Origin of the sequence: Actinoallomurus acaciae, assembly GCF_042429965.1 — a bacterium.
In the GTDB taxonomy this organism is placed as follows: Bacteria; Actinomycetota; Actinomycetes; order Streptosporangiales; family Streptosporangiaceae; genus Actinoallomurus; species Actinoallomurus acaciae.
Genome location: NZ_JBHLZP010000006.1, coordinates 37901 through 53640, shown reverse-complemented (window position 1 = coordinate 53640; position 15740 = coordinate 37901). Strand labels below are relative to the sequence as shown.

Annotated in this window: 16 protein-coding genes; 10 read left to right on the top strand and 6 right to left on the bottom strand. The window is 67.9% G+C overall.

What is annotated here, in order from left to right:
* Nucleotides 1-1097 (top strand): IS256 family transposase (locus ACFFNX_RS02360; RefSeq protein ID WP_378194275.1); only part of this gene is annotated, 1097 nt, incomplete at its 5' end.
* 274 nt (nucleotides 1098-1371) lie between these two features.
* On the opposite strand, the gene ACFFNX_RS02355 is transcribed toward ACFFNX_RS02360, so the two are convergent.
* Both ACFFNX_RS02355 and ACFFNX_RS02350 read right to left on the bottom strand, forming a co-directional pair.
* Nucleotides 1372-1578 (bottom strand): DUF397 domain-containing protein, encoded by a 207-nt coding sequence (locus ACFFNX_RS02355; protein WP_378194272.1) that lies wholly within the window; start codon nucleotides 1576-1578, stop codon nucleotides 1372-1374.
* A 17-nt stretch (nucleotides 1579-1595) separates the two neighbouring features.
* On the bottom strand, nucleotides 1596-2408 hold the full coding sequence (locus tag ACFFNX_RS02350) for a helix-turn-helix domain-containing protein (protein ID WP_378194269.1): 813 nt from the start codon (nucleotides 2406-2408) through the stop codon (nucleotides 1596-1598).
* Between the two features lie 392 nt (nucleotides 2409-2800).
* Between ACFFNX_RS02350 and ACFFNX_RS02345 the strand changes: the two genes are divergently transcribed.
* From ACFFNX_RS02345 to ACFFNX_RS02330, 4 genes are all read left to right on the top strand, one after another.
* Nucleotides 2801-3235, top strand: coding sequence for an ATP-binding protein (locus ACFFNX_RS02345; protein WP_378194267.1), 435 nt, complete (start codon nucleotides 2801-2803; stop codon nucleotides 3233-3235).
* A 227-nt stretch (nucleotides 3236-3462) separates the two neighbouring features.
* Nucleotides 3463-3948 (top strand): ATP-binding protein, encoded by a 486-nt coding sequence (locus tag ACFFNX_RS02340; RefSeq protein ID WP_378194264.1) that lies wholly within the window; start codon nucleotides 3463-3465, stop codon nucleotides 3946-3948.
* Between the two features lie 117 nt (nucleotides 3949-4065).
* Complete coding sequence (locus ACFFNX_RS02335) at nucleotides 4066-4422, top strand: helix-turn-helix domain-containing protein (RefSeq protein ID WP_378194261.1); 357 nt, start codon at nucleotides 4066-4068, stop codon at nucleotides 4420-4422.
* 93 nt (nucleotides 4423-4515) lie between these two features.
* Nucleotides 4516-5517: an RNase H family protein gene (locus ACFFNX_RS02330; protein ID WP_378194258.1), complete on the top strand. Its 1002-nt coding sequence runs from the start codon at nucleotides 4516-4518 to the stop codon at nucleotides 5515-5517.
* A gap of 116 nt (nucleotides 5518-5633) precedes the next feature.
* Here the strand turns inward: ACFFNX_RS02330 and ACFFNX_RS02325 are convergent, their stop codons facing one another.
* The 4 genes from ACFFNX_RS02325 to ACFFNX_RS02310 all read right to left on the bottom strand — a co-directional run bounded on the left by ACFFNX_RS02325 (nucleotide 5634) and on the right by ACFFNX_RS02310 (nucleotide 9744).
* Nucleotides 5634-6194, bottom strand: coding sequence for a GNAT family N-acetyltransferase (locus ACFFNX_RS02325; RefSeq protein ID WP_378194255.1), 561 nt, complete (start codon nucleotides 6192-6194; stop codon nucleotides 5634-5636).
* A gap of 17 nt (nucleotides 6195-6211) precedes the next feature.
* Complete coding sequence (locus ACFFNX_RS02320) at nucleotides 6212-7516, bottom strand: helix-turn-helix domain-containing protein (protein WP_378194252.1); 1305 nt, start codon at nucleotides 7514-7516, stop codon at nucleotides 6212-6214.
* A gap of 311 nt (nucleotides 7517-7827) precedes the next feature.
* The gene (locus ACFFNX_RS02315; RefSeq protein ID WP_378194248.1) at nucleotides 7828-8352 is read right to left on the bottom strand and encodes an NUDIX hydrolase; all 525 of its coding nucleotides are present in this window, start codon (nucleotides 8350-8352) and stop codon (nucleotides 7828-7830) included.
* Between the two features lie 42 nt (nucleotides 8353-8394).
* Nucleotides 8395-9744, bottom strand: coding sequence for an NsdA family TPR-like regulatory protein (locus tag ACFFNX_RS02310; protein ID WP_378194245.1), 1350 nt, complete (start codon nucleotides 9742-9744; stop codon nucleotides 8395-8397).
* A gap of 176 nt (nucleotides 9745-9920) precedes the next feature.
* On the opposite strand from ACFFNX_RS02310, the gene ACFFNX_RS02305 reads away from it, so the two are divergent.
* The 5 genes from ACFFNX_RS02305 to ACFFNX_RS02285 all read left to right on the top strand — a co-directional run bounded on the left by ACFFNX_RS02305 (nucleotide 9921) and on the right by ACFFNX_RS02285 (nucleotide 15689).
* Complete coding sequence (locus tag ACFFNX_RS02305; RefSeq protein ID WP_378194242.1) at nucleotides 9921-10181, top strand: hypothetical protein; 261 nt, start codon at nucleotides 9921-9923, stop codon at nucleotides 10179-10181.
* Between the two features lie 226 nt (nucleotides 10182-10407).
* Nucleotides 10408-11661, top strand: a complete 1254-nt coding sequence (gene fxlM / locus ACFFNX_RS02300; RefSeq protein ID WP_378194239.1) for a methyltransferase, FxLD system — start codon at nucleotides 10408-10410, stop codon at nucleotides 11659-11661.
* Nucleotides 11661-11786: an FxLD family lanthipeptide gene (fxlA, locus tag ACFFNX_RS02295; RefSeq protein ID WP_378194236.1), complete on the top strand. Its 126-nt coding sequence runs from the start codon at nucleotides 11661-11663 to the stop codon at nucleotides 11784-11786. Before fxlM ends, fxlA begins: the two co-directional genes overlap by 1 nt.
* A gap of 85 nt (nucleotides 11787-11871) precedes the next feature.
* Nucleotides 11872-14616: a lantibiotic dehydratase gene (locus ACFFNX_RS02290; protein ID WP_378194233.1), complete on the top strand. Its 2745-nt coding sequence runs from the start codon at nucleotides 11872-11874 to the stop codon at nucleotides 14614-14616.
* Entirely contained in the window at nucleotides 14613-15689 is a 1077-nt protein-coding gene (locus ACFFNX_RS02285; RefSeq protein ID WP_378194230.1) for a lanthionine synthetase C family protein, read from the top strand. Before ACFFNX_RS02290 ends, ACFFNX_RS02285 begins: the two co-directional genes overlap by 4 nt.
* Nucleotides 15690-15740: the final 51 nt, after the last annotated feature.

The window sequence follows — 15740 nt, the reverse complement described above, 5'->3', positions numbered from 1 at the left end:
TCGATCTTCCCCGGACCACCATCCGACCGCTACAGCCGACCCCGGATCAGACCCCGAAATTAAGCAACAGCCACACCGTGGAGCTGGCCATTCCGAAGCTGCGGTCTGGCTCGTACTTCCCCGACTGGCTGCTGGAACGCCGCCGCAGGGCCGAGCAAGCGCTGGTCTCGGTAGTGGCGACCTCCTATCTGCTGGGGGTGTCCACCCGGCGGGTGGACAAGCTGGTGGACCAGCTCGGTATCAAGGGCATCTCCAAGAGCCAGGTGAGCCAGATGAGCAAGGTCTTGGACGCCCAGGTGACCGCGTTCCGGAACCGGGCGTTGGACGGTGGCCCGTACTCCTTCGTGTGGATGGACGCGCTCACGCAGAAGGTCCGTGAGGGCGGCCGGACCGTCAACGTCCACGTCCTGGTGGCGACCGGGGTGAACGCTGATGGGCACCGGGAGATCCTCGGGCTCGAGGTCACCTCATCCGAGGACGGCGCCGGCTGGCTGGCGTTCTTGCGCGGCCTGGTCGCCCGCGGCCTGTCCGGAGTCCAACTCGTCATCTCCGATGCCCACCGCGGTCTGGTCGAGGCGATCGGATCGACTCTGCCCGGGGCTGCCTGGCAGCGGTGCCGCACCCACTACCTGCGGAACCTGCTCACCAAGGTACCCAAGTCCGCCCAGCCGTGGGTCGCGACCCTGGTACGCACCATCTTCGACCAGCCCGCCGCCGAGGAAGTCCACGCCCAGCACGCCCGCGTCGTGGACAGTTTGGAAGCCAAGCATCCCGACGCGGCAGCGCATCTGGACGAGGCCAGGGCCGACCTGCTGGCCTTCACCGGCTTCCCGCGCGAAATCTGGCGGCAGATCTGGTCCAACAACCCCCAAGAACGACTGAACAAAGAGATCCGCCGACGCACCGACGTCGTCGGGATCTTCCCCGACCGCGGCGCGATCATCCGCCTGGTCGGCGCCGTGCTGATGGAACAAACCGACGAATGGACCGAAGCCCGCCGCTACATGGGCCTGGAATTCCTCGCCAAAGCACGCCTGCGCATCATCGCCGGCGACCCACCGAACGAGAACACCACCACCCAAGCAATCACCGCTTAACCTGCAACAACGGATCACGCGGAGGCCGACTCGTACACCACCTGCGTGGACGTGACCCCCGCACGAGGCTGGATCGCCAAAAGGAACCTCCAGGGCGCGCTGGTCCCAGAGTCGGCCGACCACGGACTGGGCCGCGAACGGCGACATTACGGCCGGATTCACTCGCCTGCCTCCGCTGATGAGGCCTTGCCCCACCGAGCCGTACAGGCGGCGTCGGCCGAGGCAATGCCCTGAACCACGGCAGGTCCAGCAGACCTGACCGGGCCAGCCGACGCTAGTCCAAGTTGAATTTGCCCTGCTTGATCTCTTCAACGAAGACTGCCCACGCTGAGGGTCCGAACGCCAGCGTCGGGCCGCCAGGGTCCTTGGAGTCGCGTACAAGCCGAGACCCGTTCAGCGTTGCCGCCTCGACGCAGCCTTCCCCGCCATCGCTGTGCGTGCTCTTGCGGAAGACCACCCGGGAAGTGTCACGGTCGGGCATGCGGTCCCTCTCTGCGGTCAGCGTCCCGCCCGTCGTGCGAGCAATGCCGTTGAATCGTCCGGGCTGAGCGCTGTGGCCTGCATCTGTTCGAAGGCGAGGGTGTGCGTGTGCACCTGGCCCTCGTCCTCAATGTACAGAGCACCGGTCATGCTCTCGACATAGACGACGTTCGGGAAGTACTGCTCAGGGAACTGCAGGATCGAGAATGAGCCGATGACGCCCGGATGGGCGCCGACGCTGGCCGGCATCACCTGGAGCATGACGTTCGGCAGCTCTGCCAGCTCGAGCAGGCGCTCGTACTGCGCCTGCATGACCTTTTTCCCGCCGATCTCGCGATCGAGCACCGCTTCGTCGATGATCGACCAGAACCGCAGGGGCTGGTCTCGCTCGGTCAGTACGGCTTGGCGCGCTGCGCGTACGGCCACTCTCCTGTCGACTTCGGCGGGAGGCTTGAAGCGCATCAGGGCGGCCCGGATGATGTGGCGGGCGTACTCCTCGGTCTGCAGGAGGCCGTGGATGACTCCCATGCTGTAGCAGCTCAGCGCTTCGGCTTCGGCCTCCAGGCCGATGTAGGTCGCGTAGTCGGTGCGCAGCGGTTCGGTGTCCCACCAGTCCCGTTGACGGGCGGTCCGTGCGAACGCGATCAGCGCGTCGCGTCGGCCGCCGGCGACTCCGTAGAGGTCCAGAAGGCCTTGGACCTCTGGGACGGCGACACGCCGTAGGACGTTCTCGATCCGCGACAGCTTGGTCTTGCTCCAGCCAAGCCGCTCGGCTGCCTCCTCAAGTGTCACCGCACTGGATTCGCGGAGACGGCGCAGCTCAGCGGCCAACCGGCGTTCCCGCACTGTGGGTTGCCTCGTCGACACCCGCAGCAGTCTGCCCAGCAGGGACCGCGGCGGCAACCATCTTGAGCCTCACAGCCGAGATCGATCTTGAAATTGTTTCTTGAAACAGTTGCGGATACCTTCTCACGCCCTGCACGATGCGTAGTGCAAGGAGGACGAAGCGTGAGGTCAGCGCAGGTCTTGGCCGGTCAACCGGTCACGAGCGGGCGGGTGATCTCGGCGACTGACCACTGTCCTTGCGACGCATGATTGCCAGGCTCCCGGCGGGGCGGTTCCCCCGAGCTGCTCCGCCGGTGAGGAAGCTGCGGTCCCGGCCGCCGCTCATCGAGCAGCCCCCCCCAGGCCGGGACCGCAGCCGACCATAAAGGAGCGTTCGCATGTCCATGCCACTCACCGATGCCAGTCATGACCTCGGGGATGACCGCTACGCCATGCGCTGGCGGCGCACCTTCCCGGGTCGTCCCGAGCAGGCTCAACCGGCCCGCGAGTTCGTCGCGTACCTCCTGAGCGGCTGCGCGCTCGCCGACGACGCCGTCTCGACAGTGGGAGAGTTCGTCGTCAACGCGCTCAGGCACACGCACTCCGCCCTGCCCGGCGGCCGCTTCGCCGTGGAGGTGCGGCGGTGGCCCTCCGGCATCTCCATCGGTGTAACCGACCAAGGTGGAACAAGCGAGCCCGCAGCACGCGAACCCGACCCGATGGAAGAGTCCGGACGTGGTCTGAAGACCGTCGCGGCCCTGGCCAGCCGCTGGGACTGGACCGGTGACGCGAACGGACGGACGGTCATCGCAGTCTTCGATATAGCTAATTAGGTCATATACCCACTTCTTACCTTTACCGCATAGCGCCATCACCCATTCGCCATCAGCGAGTCTGCGCACGTCGTTCAATATTCCGATGTGTCATGACCTCATAGCGCACCGCATGACGTATCAGCGTTGAGGTGCCGAAAACCCTCCCGGCAAGGTGACAGACCCACCGCCGTTAATTGCGCGGTCGCATGGAAGCAGGCGGCTCGGTCAAATCCAATGGAGGGCAAGTGTGCACATCACGTGAATTACTAGTCGATCCTGGACATAGCTCAGCGCCGCCTGAGAAAGCCGAGAACGCGGCGTACCAATTGCCTCTTGCTCCGCATCCGATCGCAGCCGAACAGGCGCGTGTGTTGGTGCGGCTCGCGTGTACCGGCTGGAAGCTCGGCGACGTCATTGACAGCGTCCTACTCGTCACGGTCGAGCTGGTCACGAATGCCATGAAGATCGGAGAAGTGTTCCGAGTCGCCGTCTCCCAGCAGGCAGGAACCGTGCTGATCGAAGTCTGGGACAGCAGCGAAGCAGCCCCCGATCGCCAGCAAGAGTCCGTCGACCGTGTGGACGGACGTGGCTTGCTGTTGGTCGAAGCCTGCTCGAAGGACTGGGGCTGGCGTCTGGAGGACCACGGCGGCAAGACCGTCTGGGCGGCCGTCGAACCTCCAGACCTCCTAGACACCTCATCCGCGATGCCGCACTCGCGCGCACGCATCTGATCAAGGCACCCATCGACTCCCGGCCCTGAGCCACTGTGGACGCCGCCGAAGCCCCCGTACGGCGCGTCCCGGGGAAGCGAGACGGCTCAGGGCCGGGCGCTGACAAAGAAAGACATCATGCTCGCCCAAGAACCCAGTGACCTGCTCAAACCGCGAGAAGCCGCCGAACTGTTCGGCGTCCGCACGACGACCATCGCCCGCTGGGCCCGCGAAGGGAAACTGACACCGCTTCGCACCCCCGGCGGCCACCGTCGCTACAGCCGAACCGCGATACACGCGCTACTGGCCGACAACCCTGAGTCCAACGCGGACTGGCAACAGATGACCCAAGACGCCGTACGGCTCTATGAGCAAGGGTGGAGCATCCGACAGGTAGCGGACCAGTTCGAGTGCAGCTACGGCGCCATGCGCCGAATCCTGATGACCCGCGTCACGTTGCGCACCCGCGGCGGCATCTACCCGACCGCCGAGTAGCCGAGGGCGCCGATGATGCCCGAACCAGAAAAAAGCCCTGGCGGTCCTGCCCCGTCCTGGCGTCCGGAACAAACCCCATCTCGGAGTGCCGCCGTGATCGCCGCAGCGACCGCTGATCCCGACGTCACCGACGAGGTCCTCGCGGAGAAGCTCGGCATTCCTCCGAAACAGGCTAGGCGGCTCTTGTGGGCCGCCCGCCGCAATGGTCGTGTCCCGCCCACTGCCGAGGACCCCGATCGAGGACTGCGTTCGGCCGCCGTCGCGATCTTCATGCGTGCCCCGGACAGCTCTAAACAGGCGATCGCTGATGAGCTCGGAATCGGTAAGCGTCGCGTCTATGGGCTGCTCCGTACCGCTGAGCTCCTCGGCGAGATCCCACCCGGCATGCGCGCCCGCATGGACCAGCGAAGCGACTGCGGGCTACCGCTCGCCTTCGTATGGACGGACGGATCGGCACCCGGAGGTAACCGTTACGGCCCCTCCGCCTGGGCGGCCATCATCCGATGGGGAGCCGGCCCGAGCGCGGAAGTACAGAAGCTGGGCGGACGCCTGCCAGAACCCAACAGCGCTCGGGCCGAACTGGCCGCCGCTATACACGCGCTACGAGCTCTGCATCGGCCCGCATGCGTCACGCTGCACTGCGATCACGACATCCTCGTCGACGGCGCAACCGCGCAAGCGAGACCGCGCGCCCACCGCGACCTGTGGGACGAGCTGCGGAAGGCCTCCGCGAGCCACCACGTCACCTGGGTGTGGGTTCGCGCGCATCATACGAGCCGAGGGAACCGCGACGCGGACTCACTCGCACGCGCCTTCCGGAAAGATTCTCGACTCGGCAAAAGCTGGCGCGAGGACCTCCGGGCTGGGCGCGTGGCGAACGTCGTGAACCACCTCGTCCACATCGGCCGGCTGAGACAGCTCACGTGGGAGTTCTCCGCCATCGGCCCACTCCACCGGCCGACACACATCGCCACCGCGGCGAGCGTCGACAACCGCATCGGAGAGCACTTCACCACTACCGGCACGGGCAGCTCAAAAGCCGCAGCCAAAACCGACGCACTCACGCGCCTGGTCGCGACTCTCGGCATCGAGTGAGCCACACGGCAGCCGATTCGAGATCGCGGCCGGTTCCCGGCCGCGCCCTGTAGACAGGGACTCCGCAAAACGACCAGGTACCGCTATGAGATGCGGCACCTACCGAACTTGAGATCTCAGCGTCCTAGCGGTAGCGGAAGGATCAGCACATCCATCAGCGGAGCATGAGGCATGGCGGGACGCAGTTCGGCCGCCTTGCGCCAGCCCCACCGGGTGTACCTCCGATAGGCGGTTGTGTTCTCCGGGCGCACGAGCAAAGTCGCCCGCTGTTCCTTTCGCGACGCGAGCAATTCGTCGTGGAGGGCATGACCAATGCCGCGGCCGGCATAGCGGGCACGGACCATGAACTCGCTGAACGCGAAGGTCCGCGTCCCGTCCTCGTCGGTGAACCCCGGCTCGACGTCGCCGACGAGCCCCTTCCACCAGGCACTATCCGGGCCGAGCGCCCATCCCCATGCCTGCCCGACCGGCTGACCATCCCGGAACGCGACGACCAGGTCGAACCCCTCACGGCCGGTGTAGATGTCGAAACGCTTCATCGGCGCGTCACCGGACTCGAAGGGGTCTCCCCGTTCGATCGCGGCCGCGTACGCCTCATGGTGGATCAGCTCCACCGTGTCCCTGATGGTTTTGGCTCCCGCAGCGTCATAGCGGCGGAACGTCAGCTCGGGCACCATCGCTCTCCCTACCTGATCTAAGCGGCCAGCGCGCGCACGGCCGCGTCGAAGCGGACGCAGAACTCCTCGGCGGAGGCTCGTTCAGCCGCTGCCCGCAGCGGGCGCAGCTCGGCGAGCGAACGCGCCGAGGTCATTTGCCCGCCGGTCATCGAAGGGAGAATCACGGCCCCTTCGGTTACGGCCAGGCCTACGTCGCCGTCGTTCAGCAGTGCGTCGGCCAGCCGCGCACGGTAGTACGCCTTGTCGCAGGTCGACCGGTCCGGGTCGTCCAGAACCGCGCGATACAGCGCGGTCGCCCGCCCGTTGTTCACCTGCTGTACGCGACTGATCGCCTCATAGCCCAGGGCTTCGTATCCAGTGATCTCCGAATCACTGACGAACATCGCCCAGGCCGGATCAGCGGCGTGCGAACCGCGTTCCAGCTCTCGGCGTGCGGTGGTGATCTGCGAACGGAACGCGATCTCGTCGCCGAGTTCCGCGTGCGCGAGCGCCTGTCGCAAGGCGATCAGGGCGTGCAGGCGTGGTGAGGGTTCATGCCGAGCGACCTCGGCGGCCCTACTCGCGAACCGCAGGGACTCTCGGGCGATCCCCCGCCGGCCCGTCACGCGCGCCAGATATGTCGACTGCTGGGCGAGGTTCGTGTACACATGCACCGCGACTACGGCGTCTTCGGCGCTACCGGCCAGCAGCTCGGCCTCCCCGTACAGTTGCCGAGCGAGCTTTTGATCGTTGCGGTCGTAGGCCGCCCAGCCGGCCGCCTCCCCCAGCTCGGCCGTCACCACAAGCAACTGCCTGCCGATACTGGTGGTGTAGTCGGACTCATCCAGCATCGCCCGAGCCCGCGCGAAATGCCGGAGCGCCTCCTCCAGCGCCGCGCCTCCACCGGCGGTCCGATAGCGACTGCGGATCTGCTCAAGACACGTCCGCAGGTAACGCACGTGCGCGGCGTCGACCCGAGTCGGCACCGGAATCGATGGCAAGGCCACACCCACCGTCAGACCTGCCGCCATCGCGTTGAAAGACCGCCGATCCACCTCGAATCCTTCCGCAAGGTTCGAGCCACTGTCTTCGCTCAGGATCGCGTCGGGATCACCGAGGATCAGCGGCAGCAGCGCCTCGCGAGGCATGCCGACTGCGTCCGCGAAACGCAGCAGCTCACGTACGTCATACAGCGTGTCCCGCCGACTCCGCTCGATCAGGCTCACCGTGGACTGAGACCAACCCTCCACGATGTTCGCGAAGTCGAGTTGGGAAAGGCCCGTCGCGGCGCGCATGATCGCTACGACCGCCCCGACGTCAAGACGCGCGAGCGCTCGTCGCATCGGCTCCGAATCCCACAGCCACCCAGGCACCGGCGTACCGGCCCCCCGCGAGGCCCGCAGGCAGGCGGCGCACAGTAAGTCCGAGCTATACCTGCTCAACGACGCCAATCGACAGGAGGGGCAAACCTGGTCACGGGCCATCCAGCGGCCCTCCATCTCGGCCAGCTTCCTCAAGGACACGGTCTTACCGCAGCCACCGTAACCACGCCCAACGGCACGGGCTATTCCAATGTGTCATGCCCGCCATCGCCGTTCCATGACGAACCAACGTTGGGCCCTGCAGAAAACGGCGACCGGTCTCCGCGCAGGGATCAGCCGCTCGCCAACACGTACAGAAGTGCTGCCAGCGTCGTGCCGCTGACGATGTCCTGCTTGTCGACCAGCTCGCGGATCTCGCTGAGCGGCACCCATTCAATCCGTTCAGATTCCCAATCTTCTTGCGGTGGCCCGACGTATGTCGCCGTGTCCGCGCGGAAGATCGTGTGTTGGCTGTCGCTGATACCAGGTGTCGGATGCGTCACCACCAATGGCCGGAGCGGACCGGGTCGCCAGCCGGTCTCCTCTTCGACCTCTCGCGCGGCCGCGGCCACCGGGTCCTCACCAGGATTGATCCCGCCGATCGGGATCTCCCAGCCCCATGCGTCGGTGATGAACCGGTGGCGCCACATCAGCAGGACACGCTGACGATCGTCAACGACGACGGCACCGGCGCCCGGTTGCGTGCGGATCAGCCGGTGTTGGAGGTGTCGGCCGCCCGAGATCTCGACGTCCGCGAGTCGGATGTCCAGCCATTCATCGCGGTACAGCTCTGTCTCGGAGTGGACTCTCCAACGCATACAGACCGCTCCTACGTGAGGTCTTCGGGCAGCGGCACCACGCTATAGGGATGTGCCGGCCTGGTGGCGTACGCGTTCGAGGAAGGCTCGAACGGCGGTCGAGTCATGCGTCTGAAGTGCCCTCGCGACCGTGACAACACGATCATGGATGCGCGCGGATTCCATGCCCTCGGCACGTTGCAGCATCTCATCGCCGATCGCGATCGCGGCCTCGGCCTCCCCGCGCTGGCTGAGGACCAGGGCGAGGGTGGCGTAGCGGTGGGCCTGGCCGCGGAGATGGGACGCTGAGGCGGTGGCGACGGCCTCTTCGGCGTAGTCCTGTGCCGCTTTAAGATCGCCGAGGCGACGCAACGCATCGGCGTGCTGCGTCTCGATCAGGCCAGGCTGCACGTAGCCGGTCTCGCGGGGTTCGCTCGCCGGGTCGATACGTGCGGCTCCTCTCTCCGCGGCGCGCATGTGGCGATGACAGGACGTGGCGTCACCGATGCGTGCGTATGCCTTCGCCTGCAACGTGTGCAGATCCGACACCAGCGCCGGCGACAGCTCACCGCGCGCCCCTCTTAACGCCGTTTCCGCGTACTGGATGACCAGGCGCAGGTTTCCCCGGTACATCGCCTGGTTGGCGAGCAGGGCGACAACGTAGCCCCCGAAGCTGCGCTGTCCGCTGGCCTTGGCCATCCGCAGGGCGTGCAGGAAGTAGCGCTGGGCCAGTGCCTGGTGGTCGGAGTCGTAGGCGCTTATCCCGGCCAACGCGACCAGGCCACCAACAGCCCGATACAACTCGCGGCCGGTGCGGTCGTCGAACGTACCGCGCAGGAGCGGGGCGGCGCGCCGGCTGAGGAACTGCACGATGCGAGGGCGCACCGGTACGCCGCCGACACGCCGGTACATCTGCTCGTAGGTGTTCCGCGCGTCCCGGATCCGATCGACGTCGCTCATGCCCACGGCCGCGGTGCCGTGGTGAGAGACGTCGATGTCGTCGGGAGGGTTCTCCCATTCGAAGACGGGTGCGATCGCTGCGGCGCCGTGGAGCGTGTTCGTCCGCTGTGAGACTCTGGTCGATTGCTTCAGGTCACCGCGCCAGAGCGCGATGGCGCTGTCGACGGTGCGGCGTAGTGGTGCATCCTCGTGGGTGGGAAGTGCGCGATTCATCCCGATGTCGGCGAGTGTCAGTGTCCGTCCGAGCTTGTGGCCGATGAGTTCGCAGATCAGCGATGGTGTATCTCCGCGTGGGATCGCGCTCTTGTCGACCCAGCGGCCGACCGACGTGTGGTCGTACTGGGTCGGCTTGCCCATTTCGCTCGTTCGCCGGTTGATACGGGAAGCGAGCCCGGCGCGGGAGATCCCGGCCTCATCGAGAAGGGCGTCAAGGAGGATGTTCGGCTCGCTCATCAGATCACCCCCGCGTATCCGCCATTGCTGTCGCAATGTAAACACGGCCTGACCCACTGTTCGCGGGCTATGCCCAGACTGTGTGTGCGAGTTTCACACCCCGTGTGTTTCGAGTACTCGAATCGTCGCGAAGTACGCCCTCCCCTGGATGGTCACCTCTCGGCTTCGCTTGTCGCATGACCCGTACGACCGGCGACCAGGTGACGACGGAGGAGTTCGACCGACTCGGCCGCGACTTCCCCGGGTGGCTGATCTGGCGGTCCGGCGGTCACGGCAGGCCGGGCTGGTGGTGGGCCACCCGGAGCCGTCTTTTGACCGAAGAGGAGATGTACGCGGAGATGCATCACACCGTGTGTGGCGAGGATGCCGAGACGCTCCGCAGGCAGCTCGATCAACAGGCCACCATCGAGGCCGGCCGAGCGGCGGTCGGCCGATGAGCGAGACCGGGTCCCTGCGGGCGCTCGCTGAGTTCCACCAGGTGCTGCGCGGTAACTGGCTTGAAACCCTGCCGGAAACCGAGCCGCTGCTCCGGCAGCATGACACAGCGGGAGACGACAGACTTCGGGTCGCTGGCCGGCCCGGATTCCGCCCCCGGGTCGGCCTGCATGAAGACCAGAGGCCACCTCGAGCCGCGGCGGCCCACACATCGGAAGAGGACATCTCATGAGCGTCGGAACCACCATGGGCAGCGAGAGGCTCCGCAACGACATGGTCGACCGGCTGGCCGCCGATCACGCGGCGAAGGGGCTCACGCTACGCCCCGACGTGGAAGCAGCGATGCGGACCGTTCCCCGCGAGCTCTACACGCCGGATAAGCCGCTGGAGGAGGCGTACCAGAACACCGCGGTCGTCACCAAGCGGCATGGTGAGCAGAGCGTCAGTTCGGTTTCGGCGCCGTTCCTGATCGCGGAAATGCTCGGTCAGGCAGCGGACGCGCTTGAGGGCCTGGAAGGCCGTCACGTGCTGGAGATCGGCAGCGGCGGATACAACGCCTCGCTCCTTCGAGAACTCGTCGGCCCGTCCGGGTCGGTCACGACCGTCGACATCGATCCGGAGGTGACCGATCGGGCGACCGCCTGCCTGGCAGCGGCGGGCTACAACGACGTCACCGTGGTGTGCGCGGACGCTGAACAGCCGATTGAGCCGGGCCGCCGCTACGACCTCATCATCGTCACCGCCGGCGCATGGGACATCCCACCCGCGTGGCGCGACCAGCTCACCGACGGCGGTGTCCTCGTCGTGCCGCTGCGGACGCACGGGATGACCCGATCGTGGGCGCTGCGCCGCTCCGGCGACCGGCTGGACAGTGTGAGCCACCGCCAGTGCGGCTTCGTGCCGGTGCAGGGCGCCGGAGCCCACCAGATGCGCTACATCGACATCGCCGATGGCGTCCACCTGCGGCTCGATGAAGGCCAGCAGGTCGACTCGACCGCCGTCGCAGATCTCCTCACGCAGCCCCGTCAGGAGGCATGGGCAGAAGTGAGCCTGCCGCCCCGCACCGTCCTGTCCGACCTGGACCTGTGGCTGGCGACCCGCCTCACACGCGAGGTGGAGCAATTCGTCGTGCTGACGGCGCAGGAGGCGGCGATCAAAGCCGGCATCGTCGCCCCGTCGTGGCAGTTCGGCACACCCGCGACCATCCACGACGGCACGTTCGCCTACCGGTCGGAGCTGTTCTGGACCGGCCGGATGTTCGACCTCGGCGCATACGCCCACGGATTCGAAGCCGCCGCGGCGGCCGGGCGAATGGTCGAGCACATGCGCAAATGGGTGGACGCCGGCTGTCCTCCGCCGGTGCTACACGTCCTCCCCGCGCGCACCCCCGACGGCGACCTGCCAGACGGGACGGTCCTGGACAAGCGGCACAGCCGCCTCGTCCTCGCCTTCACCCCCACTTCCGAGAAGGGAATCCACTGATGGAGCACCTGAATATCCGCTTGGTCGACGCCGGGCCCACGACGAGCGCTTACGCCACCAGCACCGACGACAACTGCGGCTCGGGCAACACCGGCTCGGACGCCTGCTCCGGCGGCGGTCGCTGACATCCGGTCCACTCCGGCGGGTCCGGTTCCTCTTGCGGGACCGGGCCCGGCCTCTTCTTGACCGCCACCCCGGAACGGTGAACGCATGTTCCACCTCGCCGACGCGGCGTTAATCAGGGCCGCCGCCTACCCTGACGATCTGACCCTGCCCGCCTGGCCCGACCTGACCGCCGACCAGCCCAAGGAGTGGCTGAAATGGCTGAGCCAGGCGTGGGCGCTACCGGGGTTCGCAACGGCCGTCACGCCTGCCGCGCCGCAGCTGGCCGACCAGATCGCCCGCGCCGTGGCCGGCGAGCCGATCCCCGAGCGCAGGCTACGGCGCCTGGTGGAGACCACGGTCCGGTATCTGCTGCGGTGGACGACCCGCGCGACCCCATTCGGGACCTTCGCCGGGGTGGCGCCAGTCGAGTTCGGTCCCCGCGCGGCGGTCCGCTGGGGCGAGGCGCACCACGCCGCGGCCCGGCCCGATGAAAAGTTCATCGCCCAACACACGGCACTGGCCGAACGGGACCTGGCCACCCTCCGTACGGTCGCCGTGGTGACGAACTCACTCGGGTATCCACGGGGGGATCTCTGGGTGCTGCCCTGCGCCCGCACCGAGCGCGGTCGCGTATGGGATGTCGAGATCGACCTGACCGGCCCAGTCCGGTTGGCGGTGCAGAGCGCCGCGTCTCCGATCATGTTCGGGGACCTCGCCGCTCGGGTGGCCGAGACACTGCCTGCCGGCACGGCGGCGGCCGAGCAGTTGCTGGCCGCTCTCGTGGACGCCAGGGTGCTGCTGTCGGTGGTCCGGCCGCCGATGACCGTTACCGACCCGGCCGCGCACCTCGCCCGCCATCGCGACCTCCCCGACTTCGGTGGGCAAGTCGCGGTCGATATACGGGTCGATTGTTCGGTGACGCTGCCCCCGGCGGTGGTCGCTGAGGCGCGGGAGGCCGCGTCCGCACTCGTCGCCGTGGCACCGCACCTGCCCGGCTGGGCCGCCTACCATGCCTCGTTTTTGGATCGGTGGGGGCCGGGTGCGGCCGTGCCGCTGCGCAAGGTTCTGCAGGTCCTTGGATTCCCCGCCGGGTACCGGGGCTCACCCCACCGCGGTGACCCGGCGGTGGTCACCGCCCGCGACAAGATGCTCGCCGAACTCGCCCAGCAGTCCGCCCTTAACGGCTGCTCCGAAGTGATACTCGATGACGAGCTGATCGGCCGACTACGCGGCGACGACAACCGGCAGCCGATCCCGCACACCGAACTCCGGTTCACCCTCGCCGCCGAGACCTCGCGTGACCTCGACCGGGGCGCGTTCACCCTGACGGTAGTCAGCGGGGCCCGCCACGCCAGCGTCGCAGCCGCCCGGTTCCTGCACCTGCTCACTCCCGCCGAGCTGGACCGTTTCCGCCGCGTCTACGCGAGCCTGCCGACCGCGCTTCCCGGCGCGGACACGGTGCAACTGTCCGTGCCTCCCCTGGAGACCCGTCTGGCCGCCGTCGCCCGCGCCCCCGAGCTACTGCCCGTCCTACCGGTCGGCGACGCCTGCCCGGACCCGCAGTTGACGGTGGAGGACCTGGCGGTGGCCGGCGACGGGCAACGATTGTGGCTGGTGTCCCGCACCACCGGCCGGCCGGTCGAACCGCTGCTGCTCAACTGTGTGCTGCCGCACGTTCAACAACCTCTCGCCTGGTTTCTGGCCGAGATCTGGACGGCGTGGACGGCTCCGTGCAGCAGGTTCGACTGGGGGCACGCCCGCAGCCTGCCGTTCCTGCCACGAGTGCGGCGCGGCCGGTCCATCCTGCACCCGGCCCGCTGGATGATCGGCCAAGCCACGCTTCCCGCCCGCACCGCGACGTGGCCGCAATGGCTACAGGCGTGGCAGCGGCACTGCGAACGCCACCAGCTGCCGCGCGAGGTGCTCGTGGGAGACGACGATGTGCGGATCCGCCTGGACTTGGACGAGCCAGCTCACCTGGCGGTGCTGCGCAGCCACCTCGACCGGCAAGGCCATGCCGCCCTCACCGAGGCCCCCGGACCTGCCGGCTGGCTCGACGGCCGACCCGCCGAATTCCTGCTCACCCTCACCGACACTCAACCCCGCCGACCCCCGCGCGCCGCGCGACCCGCCAGCACTTTGCACCACCGGCCCGGAGCGTCGCCATGGCTGAACGCACGCCTGTATGGCCGGTGCGACGACATCCTCGCCCACCTGGCTAAGCGGCAGGAGGACCTACCCGCAGGCTGGTGGTTCCTCCGCTACCCCGACTCCGCTCCCCACCTGCGGCTACGGATCCCGCTGCACACCATCACGTTCGCCGAAGCCGCCCGTGACCTCGCCGAGTGGGCGGAGCAGCTTCAGACCGGGGGCGTCCTTTCCGACTACGCCCTGCACACCTACCGGCCCGAGACCCGCCACGGGACCGGGCCGACCCTCGCTGCGGCTGAGGCGGTGTTCGCCGCCGACTCGGCCGCCGCCCTTCATCGACTGTCCGGCGACCGGCAGGCCGCCACAGCTGCGGGAATGATCGCCATCGCCGACGCCTTCACCGGCGGGAAGGGTTCGCGCTGGCTCGCCGAACACGTCCCTCGTCGCAGCGGCCCACGGCGGGAAGCCGCCCAGCTCGCCCTCGCCCGCGCCCCGTACGGCGGCGATGACCTGTCCGCGGCGCTGGTCACCTACCGGTCCCTCGCTGAGCACGACGGCCTCGATCCGGACCAGGTGCTGGCGGACCTGCTGCACCTGCATCACGCCCGGATGATCGGCGTGGACACCGCCTCCGAACGGCAGTGCCTACGTCTGGCCCGCGCCGTCGCTCACACTGACCTCGCCCGGCGCAGCGCATGACGGCGGGACAGTCCCTCGCCGAAGGGCTGCTTGGCATCGCCCTGCTGCACCTGGAGACCGGCCGATGGGATCCGGCGCGCCAAGCGCTGGAACATGCCGTCGCCGGTGGCGTCAGCATCGCCGACGGCGCCAGCCTCTACTACGGCGCTCCCGCCCTCGCCTTCGTCCTCGCCGGATCCGACCATCCCAGCCTCGCCCAGGCACGGGCCATCGCCGCCGCCGGAACCGCAACGGTGACACGCCGCCGGCTGGAGGCCGCCCACCGCCGCATCGACCAACACCACCCGCCGCCGCACTACGCCGAGTTCGACCTGATCCGCGGGCTGACCGGACTCGGCGTCACTCTGCGCCGCATCGGCGACCTCGATCTACTGCGAGACGTGCTGGCCTACCTGGTCCGGCTCACTGAGCCCATCGGAGGGCTTCCCGGTTGGTGGTGCACGACCGGCCCCAACTACGAGCAGCCGCCCCCGATCGGAGGCCACAGCAACCACGGGATCGCCCATGGCATCACCGGCCCGCTCGCACTCCTCGCTCTCGCGATAGGTGACGGTGTCACCGTCGACGGGCACACGGAAGCGATCACACGCATCTGTCAGTGGCTGGACACCTGGGAACAGCGAACCGGCAGCGGCGCCTGGTGGCCGCAGATCATCACGCTCGACGACATACTCCGCGGCGAACCGAGCCAGCACGGCCCCCTACGGCCGTCCTGGTGCTACGGCACGCCCGGCATCGCCCGCGCCCAACAACTCGCCGCCCGCGCTCTCGGCGACACCACCCGGCAACACAACGCCGAGACCGCGTTCACCGGCTGCGTGAACGACCCACCCCAAACGACCCGGCTCATCGACCGGAGCCTGTGCCACGGCACCTCCGGCCTCCTAGCGGTCGGGCACCGGATCGCCGCCGACGGCCTCACCCCAGTACCGCTAACACCGCTGCGGCACCTGCACCAGCACGCGACCGCCACCGCGGGCGAGCCTGCCGGATTCCTCGACGGGTCGGTCGGCGCGGCCTTGGCCGCCGCCGGAACAACGACCTCGTGGGACGCCTGCCTCCTGCTCTGCTGATCCTCCGAAAGGACTCACCTGTGGACGAGACCCTCCGCGAGACCCCATGGA